The following is a 23,849-nucleotide window of genomic DNA, read 5'->3' on the forward strand; positions in this document are numbered from 1 at the left end:
CTTCAAGTTACTTGAAGGTATAGAATCGAAAAGTATCAGAAAAAAAGGAGGAATAATATGTCTATCTTAAAAACATTCTTACAGAAAAACAAAGGACTAGCTCTCCTTACCTTTGTGATGATCTGTTTACAAATCGCCGGTACATTAGGTGTACCAAAATTAGTAGCAAAGCTGATCGACACAGGTATAGCAAGTGGCGAAGCCTCAGTTATAAAAAAAATCGGAGTTGAAATGCTGCTTGTAGCGTTTCTAGGAACGATTGCTGCGGTTGCCTCTAGTTACTTTTCAGCATTGGCATCCGCTAGGTTTGGATTCCAAACGCGGGAGAAATATTTCCGTAAATTCCAACAGCTGTCAATGAAGGATATCAGTCGTTTTAGTTCTGGATCTCTTTTGACAAGAATGACGAATGATGTCGATAATGTCCAGCAAATGATTGTTTTATTTTGCCAAATGATCTTACCAGCACCGGTTATTTGCGTTTTCACCATTCTCATGATGTTTCGTTATTCTCTATTACTAACATGGGTTACATTGATCTCTGTTGTTTTTTATGTATGGATTGTTTATCGACTGATGAAACGAGGGGCACCTTTATCTTTGAGTATCCAGCCAAAAATGGATCGGATCACCATCACATTGAGAGAATTCTTTACTGGGATTAATATGATCCGTGCCTTTGATAATCAATCATATGAAGAAAAGCGAACGAATAAGAGCTTTGCTGACTATGCTAATCAAATGATCAAAGTGAACCGAATATTTGCTTGGGTCACTCCAATTGCTTTTTTGCTCATGGGAATCGTTTATGCTTCTATTTTGTGGTTTGGCGGAAATCTTGTAGCAGAAGGAGCATTACAAATCGGTGTCGTGACTGCTGTAGTCGAATACTCTATGCTGACACTTGCTTACTTGATGATCGCAGCTATGGTATTGGTCATTATCCCTAAATCGTTTGCCTCATTACGACGGATAGAAGAAATACTGCAAGCAGAGATCGAAATTGAGGAAGAGACGATCAAAACAGTAGCTGAACCAACCTTTGATCAGACAAATGCAGCTGCTTTTGAACATGTCACATTTAAATATACTGAAATCTCTGATCCAGTTCTAGAAGATATTGATTTCACAATACCTAAAGGAAAAACAACAGCGATCGTTGGCGGGACCGGATCTGGAAAAAGTAGTTTGGCGAAACTTCTCTTGAGACTTAGTGACCCTACGATAGGAAAAGTAACCCTTGGTGGTATTCCTCTTACTCAAATGACTCAAGAACAGATCCGCTCCCACATCAGTTATGTCCCTCAGAAGGCTTTCTTATTCAGCGGGACAATTTTAAGCAACTTGCAGATGGGAAATGAATATGCCTCAACAGAAGAGTTGTCTAAAGCGATCAAGATCGCTCAATTAGAAGAACTAGTGGACACCCTTCCTGACGGATTGGACAGCTTTGTTGCTCAAGGCGGTTCTAATTATTCAGGGGGCCAGAAACAGCGGATATGTATTGCTCGAGCGTTGATCAAACCAGCAGAGATCTATGTATTCGATGATAGTTTCTCCGCTTTAGACTATAAAACAGATGCAGCATTAAGAGCAGCCCTTCATAAACACATGTCGGAGAAAACTCTCGTGATTGTTGCTCAACGCCTCAGTACAATCCAACAAGCAGATAACATCATTGTTTTAGATGAAGGAAAAATCGTTGGACAAGGTACTCATGAAGAACTACTGTCTAATTGCCAAACTTATCAGGAGTTTGCAAAATCACAAGGAATATAGAAAGAAGGGATACGATGGAAAAGAAAAAAACGTTGAACACGCGTGCTTTGATACGTTTTTGGAAAATGATCAAACCTGAACATAAATATTTTTACGGATTGTTTCTATGCAGTTTATTCGGGAACCTATTAGTCGTAGCCATGCCCTTGATCATGGGAATCGGGATCGATGATCTCTTATCAGAAATAAGAAAAACAGGTATTGGACAGCTTTCTTTCAGTGATATCAAACAAGCATTGTTGTTCCCTGTCTTATTGCTGATCGGCTGTTCAGTCTTAAGCAGCATCACTTCATTTATTCAGGAACGGACAATGGCAGCGTTAAGCGAAAAGATCACATTGAGGGTGCGAAAAGAAATCACAAAAAAATTCAAAACATTACCGATGTCGTTTTTTGACAATCATCAAGTAGGTGACATCATTAGTCGGACAACTACCGGTCTCAATCAACTTTCTCAAGTGTTATTGACAGGTATCAATCAATTTTTTACTTCTGTCGTAACAATAGCTGCTGCCGGTCTGATGCTGTTTTATATCGAAAGCAAGCTTACTTTGCTCGTCTTATTGCTGATCGTTGGCAGTTCAATTGTTACAACTAAGATTGCGAACAAAAACAAACAGATTTCTGAACAGAATCAGTATGAACTGGGTGTTTTAAATAATCGAATGGAAGAAATCTTAGCTGGTAATCTAGTGGTCAAAACATTCAATCAGCAAGCTCATGCAGAAGCTGCTATACACGAAGTAAATAAAAAGCAATACAACGCTTTTAAACGTGCTCAATTTATGAACTTTGCTATCTATCCGGCCATTCGTTTCATTAATCAACTCGCCTTCATCATAAGTGCGGTATTCGGTGCTATGCTTGTTCTATCAGGTGGTGTGACGATCGGCTTCTTACAAGCTTATCTTCAGTACATCAATCAGATTTCTGAACCAATTTCTACCGCTTCTTATGTGATCAACTCGATCCAATCCGCAATGGCAGCAATCGATAGGATATTTGAGATATTAGATGAAACAGATGAAATTCCAGACCTTCCAGATGCAAGACTTTTAGAACAACCGAAAGGAAAAATAGCTTTCAAAAATGTACAGTTTGGTTACACATCAGATAAAATATTGATGAATCAAGTCGATTTTTCAGTAAAGCCAAAACAAACGGTAGCGATCGTTGGTCCAACTGGTGCAGGAAAAACGACTTTAGTCAATCTGCTGATGCGTTTTTATGAACTGAATAAAGGAAAGATCGAATTCGACGGTCTTGATATTACCAAGCTTTCACGTGGAGAACTACGTCGTTCTTTTGGGATGGTTTTACAAAATACCTGGCTGTTTGAAGGAACGGTAGCTGATAATATCGCCTACGGGAAAATGGATGCCACAAGAGAACAAATTATCGAAGCGGCTGAAATCGCACAATGTGATCACTTTATTCGAACACTGCCAGACGGATATGATACGATCATTTCTAGCGAAAACGGCACGTTATCTCAAGGACAGCAACAATTATTGACAATTGCGCGAGTCATTCTAGCGAATCCTCCTGTCGTTATTTTAGATGAAGCAACTTCTAGCGTAGATACACGAACAGAAGCATTGATTCAGCAAGCAATGGAAGCTGTGACAAAAGATAGGACAAGTTTTGTGATTGCACACCGTTTGTCAACGATTGAAAATGCAGACATGATCCTTGTAATGAAGAATGGCGATATCGTCGAAAAAGGAACACATTCTGAACTACTCCAATCACCAACGCTTTATGCCAGTCTTTATAATAGTCAATTTCAGATAGCGTAACAAACATTATCTAAAAAGCTATCGATCATGTATGATTAGTCCATGATCGATAGCTTTTTTAAATGTACTAGTGGTGCCACTAGAAACACAAAGAATGATACTAATGATACTTTTTGGATAGCTCCTTCAGTTTCGTTCGGTAAGTAGTGACAACAGTCTTGTCACAATCCCTTTTTACGAATAAACGGTGTTCAAGAGACAACCTATCGGCAATAAGACACGATCTTGTAAAATACGAGAAGCTATTCTTCAAAATCGCTTCTTGTTGCTCTTGCCAACTCCGAGTCACGAGTTACACTATTCAACAAATATGAGAAGCTGTTTTTTGAATTTGTTTCTTGTGACTCGGAGCTGAACGTCAGGCTCACAATCTCTATTCTTTAATCTCCTTGTTCTACTTGCGATAGTTGCTGAACGAATTGCCATGTTTCCCCGTTATCAGTTGAACGGAAGAGGCAGGCAAACATTTTCCCTGCATCGATTGGTCCTTTTTTCAACAAATAAAATTTTGTCTCTAACGTATTCGCGCTTATTTGAGTAACTTCATTTGGTGATTGAAAAAGATCTATCCCCCCTGTCTGATAGTTTTCCGGAATCGACAGAACTGATTCTTTGAATGAGCGTCCTCCGTTATTTGTATAAAACAAACTTTCACGTGTCGAAACAAAACCTAAAGAAGTTGTAACGAAGCTGACATTTTGTACTGGCTGATTGATCATTGTACTTCCACTTTTTATCCAAGTGATTCCGCCATCCATAGTAGTGTAAATGTACAAAGTTTCTGCAGACATCCCACTGGCTGATGTACAGATAAATAGACCATCGTTGCCATAAAATACTGCTTTTCGATAACGTATCGGCTGAACTGATTGGGTGATAATAGACGTTTGCCATGTTTTACCATTATCTCTTGAAGTCAGCAGACGTACATCATCCCCAGAAGAATAGATAAACCATGAGAAATCGGCGGAAATATCATATGTGTTGTCCATCCAATAACCTTCAGGAATCAGCCCCGTTGTCAGGGTGTATTCGCCAAAACGCAACCATTGCGAATCAATCGGCACAAATACCCAATTAGCACCACTATCTGTTGTCATATAGAGAGAGTGCGTCTCTGTATCAAGTTTGAGATCATTTATCTTTTGTGTTGTCAAATTTACCTTTTGCTTAGGATCAGCTAACAACCCTTCATTTGTCTTTTGTATATGCGTATCGTTAGTTGAGTTCATTGTCATGTGAGAAGCAGCATTTATATGAGAAGACATTTTTGGCTGAGTGTATCTCCCATAATAGATTGTTCCAGCTAAAAGAATGAGGAAAAAACCAGTGACTAATGTACTCATCTTAGTTGTCAGGTATCCACCAGGCGAAGACTGGCTTTTTTCCCATCTGGGTTCGTTTTCTAGTAAAAAAATATGGAATGTGTTCATTCCGAATTTTGATTTGCTTTCGCCTAAGTAGACAGGTAAATCATCAAGTGATCTCAGCAATAACTGACAATCACTTTTTTGTATCCGAAAAGCTTGACTCGTCGAAGTCTTCTCAAAATAAAGATAGTCATCATCTTGAGAAGTTGGTTTATTATGTAAAAACTGTTGTGCTCTTTGACTAAGCCATTGATCGAAATGACGCGACAATTGATGGTAACGGAGCCAAATAAGTAGAAGAAAAACAATAAGCACAACAATTGTTATTCCGCCAACTCCCCACGAAAAGTGATACAAATTATTTAATTTTTGCATCCCTTCAGCTGAACGGACTACTGCACTCATATGGCGATATAGGAACGATACAGCTCCGAAAAAAAGCAAACCAGAGAAAAATACTAAGCTTAAAAGCTTGAACATTATTCTTTTCGCTCTTTTTTTCGCTTTCTCGATAATTTTTTGTTTAGCTGATAATACTTCGATAATAAATAGTTCTTGATCCATTTGTCTCTCCTTTTCTCATACTTCATTCATTATGCGTCAAAATCCATACAATCACTAGTCCCCCTAATAAAAAATTTATGAATTTGGTATGTACTCTCAATTTCAGGTAGTTTATACATCAAAAAATACTAAGATTAATAGACAAAAATTTGATGATTACAGAGATCTCTTACAAGACCATTCAGAAGAAAAAGACATTGAACGTGTTTGAGAACATGAAAATCAAAACTTTTGTGATCAATCAATTAATCAATTTGAAATAACAAAAAATCTGAGACAGAATGAAGTTCATTCTGGCCCAGATTTGATTTTGCACAACTCATCAGTCCTTATTGACAAAGAGCCAATTAATTAGCAACGATATTGACTAACTTGTTTGGTACCGCAATAACTTTTCTGACTGTTTTGCCTTCAATATATTCTTGCACTATTTCATTGGCTAATGCTGCTTTTTCTAGCTCATCTTTTCCTAAGTCTCGGGGAACATTGCTTTTCGCACGAACTTTACCGTTTACTTGGAAAACAACTTCTACTTCGTCTTCAACAAGTGCTGCTTCATCGTATGTTGGCCATGGTGCGTAAGAAATACCACCATCATTTCCAAGGATTGCCCATAGTTCTTCACCCATGTGAGGAGCAATCGGTGCGAGTAGTTGAACAAATCCTTCGATATATTCATAAGGCAGAGCGTCCACTTTATAGGCTTCATTGATAAAGACCATCAATTGGGAGATTGCTGTATTGAAATGAAGATTTTCATAGTCTTCTGTCACTTTTTTCACTGTTTGATGATACACTTTATCAAGCTTGCCATCATTCAATGTAGTGATACGGTCACGCATTTTATTGTTCTCATCAACGATCAAACGCCATACACGATCCAAGAATTTACGGCTTCCTTCTAAGCCATTTTCGCTCCAAGCAATCGAAGCATCTAATGGCCCCATGAACATTTCGTACATGCGCAGTGTATCTGCACCGTAAGTTTCGACCACATCATCAGGATTGACTACATTACCACGAGATTTTGACATTTTTTCGTTGTTTTCGCCTAAGATCATTCCTTGATTGTATAGTTTTTGGAATGGTTCTTTTGTAGGAACAACACCGATATCGTATAAGAATTTATGCCAGAATCGTGCATATAGTAAATGAAGTACCGCATGTTCTGCTCCACCAATGTAGATGTCAACTGGTAGCCAACGCTTCAACTTTTCATAATCTGCTAGTTCTTTTTTGTTATGAGGGTCGATATAACGCAGGTAATACCATGAGCTTCCTGCCCATTGTGGCATTGTATTCGTTTCGCGACGGCCTTTTTTACCTGTTACAGGATCAACGACATTGACCCACTCCTCGATATTTGCTAATGGAGATTCTCCAGTACCGCTTGGCTTGATGTTTTTTGTCTTAGGCAACCGTAATGGTAGCTCTTCTTCTGGGACAGCTGTGACTGTTCCGTCCTCCCAATGGATGATTGGGATTGGTTCACCCCAGTAACGTTGACGGGAGAATAGCCAGTCACGTAAGCGATAGCTGACTTCTTTTTTCCCTACGCCATTTTCTTCTAGCCATTCATTCATTTTATCGATTGCTTCTTGTTTGTTCATGCCGTCTAGAAATTCAGAGTTGATGTGCGTACCATCTTCTGTGTAAGCAGCTTTTTCAACATCTCCACCTTCGATAACTGGAAGAATTTCTAGTCCGAAAGTTTGAGCGAATTCAAAGTCACGTTCATCATGTGCTGGAACAGCCATGATGGCTCCTGTGCCGTATGAAGATAATACATAATCGGCGATCCAGATTGGGATTTCCTTGCCATTAACTGGATTGATTGCATAAGCACCAGTAAATACTCCTGTTTTTTCTTTTGCAAGATCCGTTCTCTTTAGATCTGATTTTTTAGCTGTCTCTTCGATATAAGCTTCTACAGCAGCTTTTTGTTCAGGGGTCGTAATTTCTCTAACAAGATCTAGTTCAGGTGCAAGAACCGAGTAAGTTGCACCGAATAGAGTATCTGGTCGTGTCGTAAATACGGTATAGGATTTATCCGTACCAGCCACTTTAAATTCAATATTTGCTCCTACTGAACGACCGATCCAATTTCTTTGCATTTCTTTAATGCTTTCTGGCCAGTCAACTAATTCTAGATCATCCAATAAGCGATCAGCATAAGCAGTGATTTTCAGCATCCATTGGCGCATTGGTTTTCTGACTACATCATAGCCACCACGTTCACTTTTCCCATCGATCACTTCTTCATTTGAAATAACTGTTCCTAATTCAGGTACCCAGTTTACCGCTACTTCTGCTTCATAAGCTAGACCTTTTTCATAAAGCTTCGTAAAGATCCATTGTGTCCATTTATAATACTCCGGATCAGTTGTATTCACTTCGCGATTCCAGTCATAACTAAATCCTAAAGAATTGATTTGGCGTCGGAATGTTTCGATATTTTTTTGGGTAAACTCAGCCGGATCGTTTCCTGTATCTAGCGCATATTGTTCAGCAGGCAGACCGAATGCATCCCACCCCATTGGATGCAGTACGTTGTATCCTTGACTTCTTTTCACACGTGAAAGGATATCCGTTGCCGTATAACCTTCAGGATGCCCTACATGTAGCCCTTGACCGGATGGATAGGGAAACATATCCAGTGCGTAAAATTTTGGCTTTTCAGGATCATCATGGGTGTTGAAAGTATTCGTTTTTGCCCAGTATTTTTGCCATTTTTTCTCAATTTCTTTATGATTGTAACTCATTTGCTGTCCTCCTGTTCTATTGAAAACACTTGTTTCTATTATAAATATAACGAAAAAACCGGCAGAATCTGTTTATTTTTATTTCCTTTTGCTTTGTTTTCTCAAACTTCACAAAAGAAATAAAAAAATCCTATAAAAAGATTGCTCTTTTTATAGGACGTAATCTACGCGGTACCACCTAATTTTACCTTAGTGAAAAGGCCTCGAACGTTGTAACGGCCGTCACCGCCGCTTGCTTACTCGGGTATTCAGCAAGGGCAACTCAAAGGCGAGTTCAAAAGCATCCGTGCACATTCTCACCAGCCATGCGCTCTCTGAAACTTCAGTCTTTTTACTACTTCCTTTTCAAGTGTTGTCATATTTAAGTAGCCTTATAGTAACAAATATTTTTGTGGAATTCAATCGTTATTTCTTCGAACAGCTATTTTATTTAGCTACAATCAACGTTTGACCTGGATAAATAAAGTTGTTCTTAATATTGTTCCATTCGATTAGTTGAGCCATTGTAATTCCATGACTGTCAGCAACACTCCAAACAGATTCTCCAGATTTCACAGTATAGGTTTTCGAACCAGTAACTGATTGTTGGTTTGTTGATTGAGATGAACCTTTCTTCACAATCACTTGCTGTCCTGGATAGATGAAATTATTTTTGATATTATTCCATTCGATTAACTGATCCATCGTGATATGATGTTTGTTCGCTACGCTCCAAACTGACTCGCCCGCTTTCACGGTATACATCGTATTACCAGTGGATGATGTACTTGTCGTAGCAGACGTATTCGGTGTATTTGGTTTCGCTGCAGAAGTAGTTGAACCTGTATTTGTATTTGCCGAAGTTCCACCTTTAACGATCAATTGCTGTCCTGGATAAATGAAGTTGTTTTTGATATTATTCCATTCGATTAACTGATCCATCGTGATGCCGTTTTTATTTGCCACGCTCCAAACAGATTCACCTGCTTTCACGGTATAAGTGCCTTGAGACGAACTGCTGCCAGTATTAACTGAACTGCTGTTATTTGTATTGGTTGACGAACCTGTATTACCTGACGTGCTGTTTGTTGATCCACTGTTTGAAACAGTCAGTTGTTGTCCTGGGTAGATAAAGTTATTTTGGATATTGTTCCATTGGATTAGCTGAGCCATCGTAATTCCGTATTTATTTGAGACACTCCAAACAGAGTCTCCGGCTTTAACTGTATATTTCGTTCCTGAAGCTGTATTAGAAGAACTTGAGCTGGACGAACTAGAGCCACTTGTATTCCCAGTATTTGAGCCAGTATTTGCTCCAGCATTAGAAGAACCGCCATTTGATACGATTAGCTGTTGTCCTGGATAAACGAAATTGTTCTTGATATTGTTCCATTCAATCAATTGAGCCATCGTAATTCCGTGATCATTTGAGATCTTCCAAACAGAATCACCAGATTGAACAGTGTATTTCGCACCAGTTGTTTGTCCTCCGTTTGATGTACCAGCATTTCCTGAAGAATTGGTATTGTTACCGGAATTATTCGTCGAAGAGCCATTTTCCTGGCTACCTTTGATTGTCAGTTTTTGTCCTGGATAAATGAAATTGTTTTGGATGTTGTTCCATTGGATCAATTGATCCATTGTGATACCGAATTTATTTGAGATTCCCCAAACAGAATCACCAGATTGGACAGTATAAGTGGTCGAAGTTGCTGAACCTGAGTTTGTATTACCAGAATTGCTTGAACCGCCAGTACTACCTGTACTTCCAGTATTATTGCCACCTGTAGTCGCTCCACCGCCTGCGTTTCCGCTAGCTGGTGTATCATATTGGGTCAATCCGTAAGTTGCGATGATATTATTTAATTTGCCTGCGTAACCAGGATCAGTCGCATAACGCCCTGTCAAACAAGCTGTCGCATCTGTATAGGATTTCGTGTTGCTCTTCCAAGTACCGGCATAGTAATAACCGTTGCCAAATGAAGTATTTCTAAGTACATAGGCATTGTCATTGAAAGATTCAGCAAAAGAAGGATATTGTCGGAAAGGCTCCTTTTTATTTACCCATTGATTATTTAAAAATTCAAGCGTATCCATGTAGACGGTTTGTCCTTGATAGCTGCCTTTTATCCCAAAAAGATTATAATAAGGTGCTTGAGATAACGCACTACTGCCCCAACCGCTTTCTACAACTGCTTGTGCGATCATCACTGATGCATATAGATCGTTGGCTTGAGCGATTGGTTGAGCATAAGTAGCAATTTCTGTGATAAATGCCGCTGTATTGATTCTTGCGCCGAACTGAACAGGTGTTTCATCCGCTTGAACAGGAACCGGCTGTACTAATGGGGCAGCGACAGAACAGCCTACCATCGCAGTTCCCACGATTGCTGCCCCTCGTTTTGCTTTTCGAAAACGTTTGGTCTGTTCTAAACGTCTCCGTTCTTTTCTTGCAATGTTTTCCATCTTCTATCCTCCAACTTCAATTTATCTATTATTAATAATTATAACTTCTCTTAATATTTATTAAAAGTTATTTAAGAGCTTTGTTGTTTTTTGTAATCATATTGTAATTTACCGTAATGAACAACTTCTGTTCATTTTCAAGTTCTTCCTACGTCTACGTTCTTGTTTAAAAGGATTTCGAAAAACACTGATTTTATTTCCCTAACATTTCATTTGCATTACCAAAAAATGTCTTTCCGATTACAGTTATTTTTTTTATAAGAATATTGGTTATTCAAAGAGGAATCATACATTGGTTTTATCTCTTTACCGTTTTTTTCGCTGGACCAAAAATGCTATAATAAGTCATTGCTTCAAAGGAGGAATTGTATGAAATATAAAACATCATTTCAGGTGGCTGGTAGCTTCTTTCTTGTCCTGTTTTTCATTTTGGGCTGGATCGTAAAGTTCCATCTGTCGTGGCTTTCTGGTTTCGATCAGTGGTTTACAGGCATTGTCAGAGCTTCTTATCCTGATCTGAACAGCTACCAACTCTTTATGACTAAATTCGGTAATCCTCTTACCGTCATCATTTTATTTGCTTGTGCGGCTTTATGGATGTGGTATAAGAAAAAAAGGGCAGAAACATTTTGGTTCGTTTCTGGATTTATTGTAATTGCTGGAATCATCAACCCGGTTATCAAACTATTTTTCATGCGAGAGCGTCCTTCATTGGCGCACTTAGTAGTTGAAACAAGTTACAGTTTCCCTAGTGGACATGCAGCAGGCAGTATGATTCTTTACGGTTCTTTACTATTTCTGCTTCCAGCTTTTGTTCAAAAAAGAACCTTACGCACATTGCTTCAATTGCTGATGGTGTTTATTATAGTAAGTGTCGGGATAAGCCGCATTTATCTGGGCGTTCATTTTCCTACTGATATCATCGGCGGCTACTTACTCAGTCTTTCTTGGCTGTGCCTGACTTATCCAGTGTATAGAGAAAAAAGAAAACAAATAGATAACTCTTACAGAAAGAAGGACTTTTAATGATTTTTCCTTATTCAGAAGGAAATAAAAGATATCATTCTTGGAATTACGCTTTACGAAATGAGTTTGGCGGGAAAATTTTCAAGGTGCCGATCGATGGAGGATTTGACTGTCCGAATCGAGATGGGACTGTTGCCCATGGCGGTTGTACTTTTTGCAGTGTATCTGGTTCGGGAGACATGATCGTTGCACCTGAAGACCCTCTTCCAATCCAATTCCAGAAAGAAATCGACATGATGCATCAAAAATGGCCTCATGTCCAACAATACATCGTTTATTTCCAAAATTTTACAAACACCCATGCGCCAGTTGAAATAATCAAAGAACGATTTGAGCAAGTAGTCAATTTACCAGGTGTCGTAGGATTATCAGTCGGTACACGACCGGATTGTCTGCCAGATGAAGTAGTTGATTACCTTGCTGAACTGAACGAGCGGATGTATTTATGGGTAGAACTTGGATTGCAAACAACTTTTGAAGAAACTTCAAAACTGATCAACCGAGCACATGATTATCAAACTTATTTAGATGGCGTGGCTAAATTACGCAAACATAATATCCGTGTTTGTACGCATTTGATCAACGGATTACCAGGCGAAAGTTTAGAAATGATGAAAGAAAATGTCAGACGCACCATTTTAGATTCAGATATCCAAGGAATCAAGCTTCATTTGATGCATCTGATGCGCAAAACGAGAATGTTGCGGGACTATCATGAAGGTCGCCTTCAATTAATGAGCCGTCCTGACTATGTCAATGTCATTTGCGACCAGCTGGAAATGATACCAAAAGAGATCATCATCCATCGTTTGACAGGGGATGCGCCGTGGGATTCCTTGATTGGACCAATGTGGAGCTTGAAAAAATGGGAAGTCTTGAATGCAATTGATGAAGAACTTCTTCGCAGAGATAGCTTCCAAGGAAAATATGATGTACGGAAAAAGGTGAGCGTCTGATGTTGCAAACTGCTTTGCATTTCAGCCATACATTACTGCAAGAAATCTTGCAACCAGGGGATCACGTCGTAGATGCAACGATGGGCAATGGCCACGATACGGTTTTTCTAGCAGAACACATCGGAAAAACTGGTCATGTCTATAGTTTCGATATCCAGCAACAAGCAATCGATGCTACTCGTGAAAGGCTAGAACAGCGTCAGTTAGAAGAACGTGTCTCATTGTTTCTACAAGGCCACGAAACGTTAGGAGAAGTGATAGCTGAACAACAAAATCTCAAAGCAGGGATTTTCAATCTAGGGTATCTCCCAAAAAGTGATAAAGCAATCATCACTATGCCAGAGACTACACGCACAGCTATGGAAGAAATATTGAAACGACTTGTGCCTCGCGGACGATTGATCCTTGTCGTCTACTATGGTCATGAAGGTGGAGAAAAAGAACTGGATATGGTTGATTCTTTTTGTTCCAAACTGCCACAGGAAACATATAATGTGCTGAATTATCGGTTTATCAACCAAAAGAACCAGCCGCCTATTTTATATTGTATTGAGAAAAAAAGATAAATAAAAAACGCAAAACATAAATGATATGTTTTGCGTTTTTTTCTCTAATACTCAGGTTAGAGCGTTGATTTCATAACCTCTTTATTCACGGTGCTCAAAAGCTTATATCTGCGGTAATAAGTCCAACCAAATCAAAAACATGAGAAGCTGTTTTTGATTGGCTGTTCTTATTACTTGATGCAGGACAGCTTTTTCACAACCTCTTTATTCAAATACAAATTGAAATTGAATATGTTTTTTTGATATATAACAGATATATAAAAGAATAATAAAAGCATTGATATATAAGCATTTTTAAAAGATTTTATATTTTTGTATGTCATTCATATATCAATAGCTAACTTAATATCAGTCAAATTATGCCCCTTTTTTGCCCCTGAATCATAAAAATAACCACTCCAAAGAGTGGCTGAAGAATAAGCATTATTTGCAAGGTGAGTGCCTTACTCAGTTATTATATCATTAAGTTCAAAGTTTATGTACCCTGTAGGACTCGAACCTACGACCGGACGGTTATGAGCCGTCTGCTCTGACCAACTGAGCTAAGGGTACAGGTTGTGCCACAACAAGCCATACAAAATACAAACGTCTGGAAATAAATCGTGGCAACAAACCTGTTATCGCATAGCTTGGAGTGTGACTATTTATGGGTGATAGTGAAGATATGCGATAACATCACTATTTTATCGAATGATTTTTATAGTTGTCAATACGGTTATGTATAGCTCTTCAAGTCGAGGTGCTATGTTCGAAATAATTAAAAAGTAATAAACGACTTTATGCAAACAGTCGCTTATTACTTTTCATTTTGCAGTTTTTGGCTTTTTTAAAACGAGATACAACACATATATAACTATTATTGCAGATACTATTGGGATACCCCACGCTAATATATTAAAAAATAATTTATTATTTCGTGAAAAATCGTAAATCCCATATATATATTCATATGACTCGATGTATTCTCCTAGTATAAAAACAAAGATAAAAGAAAATACTGCGGAAAATAGTGTTCTATGTCTCTTAAACATAGAGTGATTACACTCTTCTCCATTTTTATAGCAATCACATGAAGTTAATTTTCTTCCAGTAATTCTAGCCACCCACTGTAGCAAAGCAAATATCAATAAAGTTAAGCACAACATTATTCCAGAACTTATTATTAAAACTTTTCCCATTGACCATTTAGAGCTTAAATTGATAATAGCTTTAGATAAACCATCAAAACTACCAAATAAACCAAAAATTAAAGCTGAAAAAATACCAAGTATAGCAATAAATTCGGTATAAATACTACCTTTTATTTTTTCAATGTCTTTGACTTTATTCTTTGCAATTCGAACTTTTTCTTCCATTTCATTCAGCTTTAATTTAACTTCTTCTATTTTAGTTTCTGCTTCCTCACTAATCTTTAGAGCCTTTTTAGAGCTATCCATAATATGCTTTTGCTGAATAACAGCTAAGTTCACATGCCTTCGTATTGAGTCAAAAAAATACTCAACATTTTTATAGTCAGCATAATTTGTAATATGCTTTTCGAATATTTCTTCACTAAAATCAAAAAGTGCGATCAATTCATCCGCATTATCTATATCGTTCTCAAAAATATAAGTAGTTAAAAGGTCATAGGGAGACGGACTATTTAATTCGTTTATTTCTTTTAAAAGATGCACAATGTTTTCTTCATTTTTAGATAAAAAATTTTCATTGTTAGCTTGTAAAATTATTTTGGTTCAGTATAAATTCTTGTGTAAATAGAAATTAGATAACAAAAAAAGAAGGGTTGTCCCTTACAATGTTAATAACGACAAAAACATGGGGAGCCCTTCTTACTATGAATTATACAGAACTGTCAGTTACTACTCAAGATGTTATGCCTAACAAAGGTGTCTTATCCTTTAATTCTGGTCTTACCGACTTTATTCAAGTTGGCGAGCCAATTCAAAATGAAGGTGGATTAACCTTTGTAGGAAAGCTAGATGAGCGTGGTGATACCTTCTGTCCTAATTGCTCAAGAAAACTAGTTAAAAATGGGTCTTTAGAATCTACCCTTAAGCACGTCGCTATTGGTGGAGTACACACCAATATCAGAGTGTCCTATGCACGTTTTCGTTGTCTTAACATTGATTGCCAATTCAACACTAGAAGCCAGTCTATCCCTTTTAAAGCTGATGGTTATCGCATCACCAAACCTTTAAAAGAATACACTGAGAAACTGTTAAGCTATGGCCTTACTCTAAAGGCAGTGGCTTGGCTTACTGGCTTGGACAAGATGACTGTAAAGTCAATTCACAAGTCTCTTCTACTGTCTAAATTTACAACTGATGGCAAGACACTCATAAAACCTGAAAGGCAGGCAAAATACTTAGCCATTGATGAGTTTAAGCTCCACGATGGCCATAAGTACGCCACCGCAATCATAGACTGGGAAACAGGGTATATTCTCTACTTAGCCCATGGCAAGAAGAAAGCCGTTGTTTTCGAGTTTATGGATCATGTTGGCGATGAGTGGATGTCAAAAGTTGAGGCGGTGGCTTGCGACATGAATTCAGACTTCGAAGAAGCTTTTAAAGGGCGCTATCCCAAGCTAGACATCGTCTATGATCGCTTCCACATTATCAAGAATTTCAACGATAAAGTGGTTTCAGAGATCAGAAAGGATGAACAAAGACGGCTGGCTGAAGAAGGCTCTCCAGAGGCTGCTAAGTTGCTTAAGAACTCACGTTACATCTTGATGTCTAAGAGGTCCACATTAGTTCAGAAGGACGAGGATGCCCGTCAAGGCAAGCTAGTGTCTACTGCTGGTGAAATATTCAATACACCAGAAATAAAGGCTTATGGCGGTAATGAAGCATGGTATGACGAGCTGTTGGAAGAAAACAAGCTCTTCTTCACAATAGACCTCGTCAAAGACTTGCTAGACCAGGCATACAACTCACATGACGAGGTGGAAATGTGCGTTAGACTTGAAGGGATCATAGACATCTGCAAGGCAACTGAGAATAGCCACTTTATTTGGTTTGCGCGTCTCTTAAATAACCATTTGAGAGGGATCTACACGTTCGCCAAATACGGGATATCAACTGGCAAACTTGAGGGTATCAACAATAAGATCAAGACTGAGAGACGTAAGGGTTATGGGTATCCAGATGATGAATACTTCTTTCTGCGATTAATGGAAATATCCCGAAAGGCATCCTAAATCTCACAGCCGTTTACACAAGAATTTATACTGAACCATTATTTTTATAAAATGTTCTGGTGATTTTTTACTAACTTCTTTTACCATATTCTAGCTTCTTCATGTTCCTTAAAATAATTTTTCAATGCTTCTTGATTATAAACAAGATGCGGAACCCCTCTAAGAATCCTTTCCTCGTCATTTTTCCATTCGTTGTGCTTATGTGTTTCTTCAACTAACTCATAAGAAGTATAATTAGAAAGATTTTCGATGCTATCTCTTATACTGTTTTTAATTTCATCAGGGATTGATTTTTCATCAAAACAATTATTTTCGATTTTGATACCATCTTCGCTGAAATTGATCGTTTCATGTTCGCTAAGTTCCATTATTTTATTACCTTTATTATTTTTATACTCATGGTACACTTCACTGACGACTGGACCAAATTTCCATTTTTCGATTGGCTCTTCAAATAACGGCTTTCCGCTTTCGCATAAAAATTTAGCGTTTACAAAGTATAGATATTTTTGCAATTCTAAATTTGTAATGGGCCTGCCTGAATCTATTCTATTCTTTAAAATAAAATCTGCTACATCCATTACTTTAAGCATCACGTTAACCTCCTTAATTACTTTTCACTCTTTATTTAATATTATCATATATGTCAAGAGTGTACTAATATACATATTTCAGATTCTATAAATAAAACATATGTATGCCCCTCAATGAGGGGCTATTTTTATCGTTGTGGGATATTCAAGTACCACCGTTTATCGTGGAAATCTTGTGCTCCGCCTTTAGTATTACCTTCAGGATCATTAGTTGCTCGCATCATAACGTATACTTTCTTATTAGGGAAATTACGCATGTTAAAAGATACATGATAGCCAACATTTCCAGATGTCCCATATGCTTGATTTACATCTGGTCTATATATTCCATCAGCTTTTACTCTAGCTAATTCTTTCCCAGTATTGTAATCCATAATGAAGATATACTCGTATTTATAGTTAGCAATGTGCCATCCAGCTACATGCAAGTTTGCGTTTTCGATTTCTCCGAACTGATCAATGTGGGCGTAATTTGTTCCATCTGTCAGCGTAGGATTTGCAGCACCTGCTCTAGTTGGATCAATGACTGGTTTATCATCTGAAGTAGTTGGATTTTCATCGGTAAATCCATGAGCTAAATCATAAGCAAGCTTTTCTTTGCTGACTCCCATTTGCGATAAGTAACCATATGGATCGGTGTGATTCCCCCAAACATAATTTGTTACCCACAAATGAGAAATGATTCCTTTTGTAAATAAAGAAGTTCCTTGATCAAGAGTCAATGGAATTCCATATTTTTTTGCACAATCTCTTGTATATTCAATGTAAGCTCGATAGTTTTTCTCAAACAATGCTTTATCATATGTGCGCTGTAATTCAATCTGTACAGGCGCATAAGGATTGGCGTTACCAGCACCCCACGAAACATATCCTTGCTCACCCACACGGTAGACAATCCCACCGTCACCAATAACGTCTGTGGTATAAGGATTACTTCCGTTATAATTATTTTTCATGTTGGCTGCTACATTTCTTGCTGGTGCATCTATTCCAGTTTCGTGCAAAATAATTTTGTTAGGAATTGCTAATCTGGAGTCTCCTTGATTCGGCGCTAAATTATACTCGTCATTAATAGTATAAGCAAACGTATTAATGGGTAATAAAAAAAGAGCCATCATAAGGCCCATATATAAAGTAATTTTCTTTTTCATTCCTATCCCTCCACTTTATTTTCATAAAAATAAAGAAGCACGAAACTATTTTCGTACTTCTTTCTCAATCTCGGTGACTTTGTTTTCAATTCGTCTCATATCTGAACGCATAAATTCAAAGCCCTTATTTAATTCATTTAAAGTGGCTAAGAATTCACGCCGATCCTGTTTTGAATTTTCTCTTTCATCATGCAATTCTTTCCGATAGTAAGTATTCATTCGCCAGGAACCAAAAATAATAATACCTACTAAAATAATCGTTAAAGGTAAAAAAATTACGCCATCAGCTTCTAGTACTTTTCTAAAAGCTTGATCGATTCCTTCCATAAATTCTCACCTTCTTCCTATTCAGTGAGAATTTCTTTCGCTTCTTCTTTCGTAATACTTCCCTGCTCAACAAAACTCATCACATCTGATGTAGTATAAATTCCCATTTCATAAAAGAATTGGATATCTTCTTTACTTGGATACATCAGGCATACCTCCTTCTGTAATGACTAAATCTTCTGGAAAAACAACTTTTTGAATTTGTTCAACCATATTTTTTAATTTCGTAACTTCTTTCATCGTATTCGCTGCTATTTGATTGGAACGAACATACAAATCGTATGGTACGCCTCGAACCCAGATCCATTGATTGGTTTCCCAATCAAAACCTGCAATCATCACATCTGGTCCTTTTGGTGGTACAACATCTGTAAATGGACGTGATACTAGAGAATCAATAGGTGCTTCCCACTCCTCATAGTTTTGTCCAACGACTCGATAAACTGTTTTTTTCTCTTTAGACATAAGAAATTCCTCCTATTGTTTAAAAACTTCATTCCATAATTGTTGAATTTGTGTCTGCATTTGGCTAATCGTAGGATCACGTTTGTAATAGAGAATATCGGTCAAATAGATGCGATAAGTAAATTGTAATGTAGCTTTTCCATAAAATAGAGAAACATCTTCTGCATTTTTGCCAAACATTAAAATATTTACGCGTCCTTGATTATCTAAAAACAAACTGGAATTTTCTTTAACAATTAATTTTTCCATTGTTTTATATTTCTTATCCTCATTTTTGGCGTACTCTATCCATTGTTCTAAATGGTTGTCATACCATAAGCTAGACATTCCGCCAGCTCTTTGAGAAGAAGATTCCTCACGAGTTCCATGTTGAGCATAAGCATAAGTACTAGGAGTAATAGAACTCAAACCTTTTTCCACAATAGTAATTTGTTGACTAAGCTCTTTAGCTTTCAATCCCTCAAAGTATTCATCACCTAGCCACCGTTTTATTTCTTCCACAATATTCCATTGAATACGTAGGCATGGATATATTGTAGTCCGATTACTTTCTGTACTAGCGCCATAAGTACTATTTCCTCTTAAAGCTTCATAACCTAATGCTGTCTTAGCATCTGGATAAGGATTTACCTCTAATAAATTTGTATATGGCGTAGGCATTTCAAATTGATCTGCATAAATAAATCTAACTTGACTCGCAATATTAGGATTTTCTATTACGCTTCCCACGATTTTTCCATTGAAATTAAGCTCTCTTGTAAATTCAAAATATCCTCGTGTTAAGCCAAGAATCAAATCATTCACAGTAAATAATCCATTATCAGCAATCAACTGAAGCAATCGATTGGTTTCGCTTTGATTAATTTCTACTTTTTGACTAAGTGATTGGACTTGTTCTGTCAATTGACCAACACTAGCTTCTAATTCTGGTCTCAGTGATTCGATGTCTTCCTTCGCTTGCTCAGCTAAATCAAAAACTTCTTTTTTGATTTGTTCAAAGTCTTGGTACTTGCATAGCATTAATCGCTGGTGAAATATCCAAATACTCTAAATTATTTAAAGATGTTTTTTTCATAATTTTTCACTCTCCTAGTTAAATTGTTGAAGAATTTGTCCTAATTGTTCTTCTGGATTTGTAAATGTTTCATTGTTCTGCTGAACTTGGTTATTCAATTGTTGAGTTCCACCAAATGCAGACTTCATTTGTAGTTCTTTTAATGCATCTGCATGTTTCTCATTAATTGCATTCAAAACACTTGTAAAACCTTCAACAGCATTCTTAGTGAAATCTGTATCCGAACTAACAAGATTATTTAGCATAAATTGAGAAATAGATTCTTTTAACTCTCCATCTAGTTCTAATCCAGCAATTTGTTCTGCAACAAATGCTTTATTATCACTTGTCACACGCAACGCTTTTTCTGCTTCAAATTCAGCTTGTAGTTTTTCCAGTTGAATTTGCTCAGGTGACTTGTTTTTCTTAGATTCCTCATATTCCTTGATGGTATCCTGTTTAATTTTATCTAAGTTATTTTGTTTCCAAGCTTCCAATTGTTTGTCGGCAACACTTTGAGATTGTGACTGAATAAATTTTTGAGCTTCTTCATTGGATTCCACAAAAGATTTGAAGTCATCAAAAGAAAACTTTTGATCGTCACCTTCGGCAAAGTATTGCAAATTCATTGGCATTAATGATTTGTGTTTCATGCTCATTCTCCTTTCGCCCCACGATTCGTTTTCACGCCCCGCATTGCTTTGAGTTTTAATAATTGCGCCCCACCATTCAACCAAGCCCAGTATTGCGCTAGTTTAACGTCATTTCGGACAAAATAAAAAAGCCTAATTACTAGACTTTCCTTTTTTGTAGTCAGTTCTAACAACAATACATCCCATCTTTTCATACCAATCAACTGTTTCTTTGAAATTTGGTAATGAATGAGATAATAATTGAATCGTTAAATTAACGGTATTCTTATCAACTGGAGTATTATCTTGATAATTAACAGTTTGATCGCCAATAACCACGTAGGCATAATTGCCATTCCAATTATCTCTCAAGCCATTAGGATGGTTCTCAGACTCAATAGCTGTTTTGTAGGCTTCTGCAATATCAGCATTTACATTAATTGTTAGTACTGCTTCAAAAAAATCTTTCATTCTACTTCCTCCGTTTCAAATTAATTCCAAAAGAATCATGTGCAAACTCATCTAATAAATCGCCAAATAAACGGTCATATTCTTCATCAATATCCTTTCCTAATTTTGGTAAATTAGGAACATCCGTACATCTACAACGACTATGGAAAGGTGCTCGATTTTCACCTATGACAGCATCTTTCAGTTTATAGGGATTCTTACTTGCCTTTCCTCCACAAATCCGGCAAACTCTCTCATCTTTTGCAGTCAATACGTTGTATTCCTCAATACCTGTTTCTAAATATGATTTTTCAATACCATCTTGTGCAAATTTTGCATACTCCGTTCGAACGAGATTTTCTATCGCTTTGTTATACTTTGATTCTTCTAACTTAAACATGTCACAAATTTCTGAGTCTAATCTCATGGTGTTTAATGCGTGTATAACGCCTTCTCCACTAGCAACACTTTTTACAATAGCATTAGAGAGTTTCTGTTCAAGCGATGAAATATTTCCCCAAAGTCTTCTTGAAAATGTCTTTCCTGACCATGGATAGTTCAAATAATGTTTAATTTCATTTTCTGGTAAATAATTTGGTATATCAACGTTTAAAAGTTGAACAAAAACATTAGCATTAGAAGAATATGTTCTTTGAAGAATTTCCTCTAAGCGATCAGAAAAATATTGATTCACATCTGCATCCATCGCATATTCTGCAAGAATTTTAAATACATCTGATCGTATTTGTAATAAGCGATTGACTTTTGCATAGTCAAATGGTGGAAAAAATTCATCGATAAACTCTTTGTATTTTGCATCATACATTTTTAATGACTTATAATTTTTTTCCACATATTCACGATATTTTTTCTGATTACTTGTACTATAAAACTCCATCATTTCTGGATAAGTGATATTGTGTAAGTCAGCTTGTGATAATAGTTTTGCTTGTATCTCTTTTAATGCTTCTGGAAATACACTAGATAACTTTTTAAGTGTTTGGTTTTCTAATTTGAGCCTTGCTTGATCCTCCAGTTCTCGACGTTTGGTCCAATACTTCGTTTCTATCATCATTATTGTCACCTCCGCCAAAATTGTATTCACTATCTGGATAAGCATTTCCACTTTCTAATTCCATCATCTCATTTTCATAATCAACATCTGTCACAAATGGTATTTGGCTTTGAATTGTTCGCTTAGATACATAAGGTGCTAGCTTAGGCAAAGCTTCAGCTAAATAGCTCAAATCAGTTGGTAAAGATCTAGAAAAAGTGAAAATAATTTTTTCTGGTTCAATGTCTACTTTGTCATTAAATTTAAGAAAAGCTGCAATTGTTTCTGCACACTCTTTCAGTCCTTCCCTGAAATATTGTTCTTTAGTGTTTGTTTTTGCTTCTAAACTAATGATCTGCCATTTACGTGCTTCTCCAGAACTATTTGATTTAAACACCTCATCATTAAAATCGATTGCTTTACAAATGGTATAGAATTGTTTTTTTAATAAATCCATATGATATTCATTGAAATCTTTTGCTAAATTTTTTGTGACATATTCCGCTTTTGCCGCAGGGTCTTTTAAGTTGATGATCCCTAGCTGATTCATCATTTCTTTAGCAGTGTCTTTGCTCATTGTCGTACCAGTAACAAGCATGTACGCAAGCTTAAATTGTTCGATTTCGTTTTGTTGATCAGACAAAGCACGATCAATTGCATCTCCAATTTCCTCGGCTACTTCAAAATCACAATAACGATTCGTATTATTTTTAAATTCGGATAAATTAATCACTTCTAAAGGATTTTTTGTTTCATCGATTTTTTTGAATGTTCCGTTAGTAATAAAATCTAAGTCACTATAACAAGCATATGTCGTAATTTCATTTCTAGTTATAACTTTCATTTCTTGGAAAAACTTTTTCTGATAAGAGTCATACTTTTCTTTAATATAGATTCCAGCATTTCCATATCTTTCAGCTCTCCAAGGTTCAATATTGCTTGCTCTTAACTCCCAACCGTGATCTCCTTCCACAGGCTCTAACAATCGGAAAGCTACTCCACAAGCTCCTTGAAAAGTTGCAGTTTCAGAATCAAGCATTGCGAATCTCATGGAATCAAGATTGCTTGTTAATTTGTTAAAAGCTTCTGGAACTGTTGGAAGTTCTATATCATTTTTTAAGAATTTATCTTTTAATCTTTGAATGAGTGTTCTTTTTTGTTCCGATACATCGTAATCCCATTTGATAGGTATACCAGTAAAATGATTGACTGCTTGGTCTACGACAATTGAATACATACCAGCATGAAGTTTATTATTAACTTTTACAATATCAGTGTTGCTGTTCATTTTCTGGAGTAAGAAACTCGCTGAATTGTTCTACAAAGCTTATAACAAACTCTCTGATTTCTTTATTAAAGTCATAGCCACGATTAAATGAAACTAATGATTCATAATGTTCTCCTACTTCACGAGGAATCTCATATTCTAGGTCGAAATTTTTAGATATAACATTTTTAAAAGTAAGTGTCATTGATTTTTCTCCACCTTCAAATTTACTTTTCCGTACTTCACTAAGTTTTCTAAATATCTTACTTGCTGAGCAACATATGCTTCTTCTTTACAGCATTCTAAGCGATGATTTACATCGCTTAGAACCGACAATGGAAAATCATATTTGTTTATTAACTCATTAATTTGATCGATTGCTGGCAT

At 36.8% G+C, this 23,849-nt stretch carries 21 protein-coding genes, 1 tRNA gene, 1 pseudogene and 1 other annotated feature; of the genes and pseudogenes, 6 read left to right on the forward strand and 17 right to left on the reverse strand.

The features are described from left to right. The first annotated feature begins 57 nt into the window (after window positions 1-57). A complete protein-coding gene (locus IGL15_RS12590) occupies window positions 58-1,779 on the forward strand; it encodes an ABC transporter ATP-binding protein (RefSeq protein ID WP_002285920.1) in 1,722 nt (573 codons plus the stop codon). Between the two features lie 14 nt (window positions 1,780-1,793). Continuing rightward, a complete protein-coding gene (locus tag IGL15_RS12595) occupies window positions 1,794-3,578 on the forward strand; it encodes an ABC transporter ATP-binding protein (protein ID WP_002285918.1) in 1,785 nt (594 codons plus the stop codon). 380 nt (window positions 3,579-3,958) lie between these two features. Here IGL15_RS12595 and IGL15_RS12600 read toward each other — a convergent pair whose 3' ends face one another. The 3 genes from IGL15_RS12600 to IGL15_RS12610 all read right to left on the reverse strand — a co-directional run bounded on the left by IGL15_RS12600 (window position 3,959) and on the right by IGL15_RS12610 (window position 10,719). Beyond that, window positions 3,959-5,512 (reverse strand): WD40/YVTN/BNR-like repeat-containing protein, encoded by a 1,554-nt coding sequence (locus IGL15_RS12600; protein ID WP_002324598.1) that lies wholly within the window; start codon window positions 5,510-5,512, stop codon window positions 3,959-3,961. A 347-nt stretch (window positions 5,513-5,859) separates the two neighbouring features. Then, window positions 5,860-8,274, reverse strand: coding sequence for a leucine--tRNA ligase (gene leuS / locus IGL15_RS12605; RefSeq protein ID WP_002285916.1), 2,415 nt, complete (start codon window positions 8,272-8,274; stop codon window positions 5,860-5,862). Between the two features lie 150 nt (window positions 8,275-8,424). Beyond that, window positions 8,425-8,631 (reverse strand) — a binding site (T-box leader). A 69-nt stretch (window positions 8,632-8,700) separates the two neighbouring features. Next, complete coding sequence (locus IGL15_RS12610; protein ID WP_002307949.1) at window positions 8,701-10,719, reverse strand: LysM peptidoglycan-binding domain-containing protein; 2,019 nt, start codon at window positions 10,717-10,719, stop codon at window positions 8,701-8,703. Window positions 10,720-11,088: 369 nt separating this feature from the next. Here IGL15_RS12610 and IGL15_RS12615 point away from each other — a divergent pair, with 369 nt between their 5' ends. The 3 genes from IGL15_RS12615 to IGL15_RS12625 are packed head-to-tail and all read left to right on the forward strand — an operon-like array spanning window position 11,089 to window position 13,267. Beyond that, the gene (locus tag IGL15_RS12615; protein ID WP_002297384.1) at window positions 11,089-11,745 is read left to right on the forward strand and encodes a phosphatase PAP2 family protein; all 657 of its coding nucleotides are present in this window, start codon (window positions 11,089-11,091) and stop codon (window positions 11,743-11,745) included. Then, on the forward strand, window positions 11,745-12,701 hold the full coding sequence (locus IGL15_RS12620) for a TIGR01212 family radical SAM protein (protein WP_104765207.1): 957 nt from the start codon (window positions 11,745-11,747) through the stop codon (window positions 12,699-12,701). The genes IGL15_RS12615 and IGL15_RS12620 overlap by 1 nt, the downstream gene beginning before the upstream one ends. After that, window positions 12,701-13,267 carry a class I SAM-dependent methyltransferase gene (locus tag IGL15_RS12625; RefSeq protein ID WP_002285906.1) on the forward strand — a complete coding sequence of 189 codons (567 nt, stop codon included), beginning with the start codon at window positions 12,701-12,703 and terminating at the stop codon, window positions 13,265-13,267. The genes IGL15_RS12620 and IGL15_RS12625 overlap by 1 nt, the downstream gene beginning before the upstream one ends. A 478-nt stretch (window positions 13,268-13,745) precedes the next feature. Here the strand turns inward: IGL15_RS12625 and IGL15_RS12630 are convergent. Together IGL15_RS12630 and IGL15_RS12635 are read right to left on the reverse strand one after the other, a co-directional pair. Continuing rightward, window positions 13,746-13,819 (reverse strand) — tRNA-Ile (locus IGL15_RS12630). Between the two features lie 251 nt (window positions 13,820-14,070). Further along, on the reverse strand, window positions 14,071-14,940 hold the full coding sequence (locus tag IGL15_RS12635) for a hypothetical protein (RefSeq protein WP_104765206.1): 870 nt from the start codon (window positions 14,938-14,940) through the stop codon (window positions 14,071-14,073). A gap of 161 nt (window positions 14,941-15,101) precedes the next feature. On the opposite strand from IGL15_RS12635, the gene IGL15_RS12640 reads away from it, so the two are divergent. Beyond that, the gene (locus tag IGL15_RS12640) at window positions 15,102-16,469 is read left to right on the forward strand and encodes an ISL3 family transposase (protein WP_043921381.1); all 1,368 of its coding nucleotides are present in this window, start codon (window positions 15,102-15,104) and stop codon (window positions 16,467-16,469) included. Window positions 16,470-16,549: 80 nt separating this feature from the next. On the opposite strand, the gene IGL15_RS12645 is transcribed toward IGL15_RS12640, so the two are convergent. The 12 genes and pseudogenes from IGL15_RS12645 to IGL15_RS12700 form a co-directional block, all read right to left on the reverse strand. Next, the gene (locus tag IGL15_RS12645; protein WP_104765664.1) at window positions 16,550-17,062 is read right to left on the reverse strand and encodes a Panacea domain-containing protein; all 513 of its coding nucleotides are present in this window, start codon (window positions 17,060-17,062) and stop codon (window positions 16,550-16,552) included. A 128-nt stretch (window positions 17,063-17,190) separates the two neighbouring features. Beyond that, complete coding sequence (locus IGL15_RS12650) at window positions 17,191-18,213, reverse strand: peptidoglycan recognition protein family protein (protein ID WP_104874670.1); 1,023 nt, start codon at window positions 18,211-18,213, stop codon at window positions 17,191-17,193. 45 nt (window positions 18,214-18,258) lie between these two features. Further along, window positions 18,259-18,540 (reverse strand): hypothetical protein, encoded by a 282-nt coding sequence (locus IGL15_RS12655; RefSeq protein WP_005874738.1) that lies wholly within the window; start codon window positions 18,538-18,540, stop codon window positions 18,259-18,261. A gap of 17 nt (window positions 18,541-18,557) precedes the next feature. After that, window positions 18,558-18,686, reverse strand: coding sequence for an XkdX family protein (locus IGL15_RS12660; RefSeq protein ID WP_005874740.1), 129 nt, complete (start codon window positions 18,684-18,686; stop codon window positions 18,558-18,560). Further along, on the reverse strand, window positions 18,673-19,005 hold the full coding sequence (locus IGL15_RS12665) for a hypothetical protein (RefSeq protein WP_005874742.1): 333 nt from the start codon (window positions 19,003-19,005) through the stop codon (window positions 18,673-18,675). The genes IGL15_RS12660 and IGL15_RS12665 overlap by 14 nt, the downstream gene beginning before the upstream one ends. A gap of 12 nt (window positions 19,006-19,017) precedes the next feature. After that, window positions 19,018-20,025 carry a hypothetical protein gene (locus tag IGL15_RS12670; protein WP_438767872.1) on the reverse strand — a complete coding sequence of 336 codons (1,008 nt, stop codon included), beginning with the start codon at window positions 20,023-20,025 and terminating at the stop codon, window positions 19,018-19,020. 69 nt (window positions 20,026-20,094) lie between these two features. Beyond that, the gene (locus IGL15_RS12675) at window positions 20,095-20,718 is read right to left on the reverse strand and encodes a DUF4355 domain-containing protein (protein WP_179293594.1); all 624 of its coding nucleotides are present in this window, start codon (window positions 20,716-20,718) and stop codon (window positions 20,095-20,097) included. A 126-nt stretch (window positions 20,719-20,844) separates the two neighbouring features. After that, window positions 20,845-21,162 carry a hypothetical protein gene (locus tag IGL15_RS12680; RefSeq protein WP_096637974.1) on the reverse strand — a complete coding sequence of 106 codons (318 nt, stop codon included), beginning with the start codon at window positions 21,160-21,162 and terminating at the stop codon, window positions 20,845-20,847. Between the two features lies 1 nt (window position 21,163). After that, complete coding sequence (locus tag IGL15_RS12685; RefSeq protein ID WP_179293592.1) at window positions 21,164-22,216, reverse strand: minor capsid protein; 1,053 nt, start codon at window positions 22,214-22,216, stop codon at window positions 21,164-21,166. Then, window positions 22,134-23,474, reverse strand: a pseudogene (locus IGL15_RS12690) (phage portal protein); the annotation flags it as partial. The gene IGL15_RS12685 and the pseudogene IGL15_RS12690, both read right to left, overlap by 83 nt. Next, window positions 23,467-23,667 (reverse strand): hypothetical protein, encoded by a 201-nt coding sequence (locus IGL15_RS12695; protein WP_258077684.1) that lies wholly within the window; start codon window positions 23,665-23,667, stop codon window positions 23,467-23,469. The pseudogene IGL15_RS12690 and the gene IGL15_RS12695, both read right to left, overlap by 8 nt. Next, the gene (locus tag IGL15_RS12700) at window positions 23,664-23,849 is read right to left on the reverse strand and encodes a DUF6877 family protein (protein ID WP_104765286.1); all 186 of its coding nucleotides are present in this window, start codon (window positions 23,847-23,849) and stop codon (window positions 23,664-23,666) included. The genes IGL15_RS12695 and IGL15_RS12700 overlap by 4 nt, the downstream gene beginning before the upstream one ends.

This window comes from Enterococcus sp. DIV0436a, from assembly GCF_051711605.1.
Classification (GTDB): Bacteria; Bacillota; Bacilli; order Lactobacillales; family Enterococcaceae; genus Enterococcus_B; species Enterococcus_B faecium.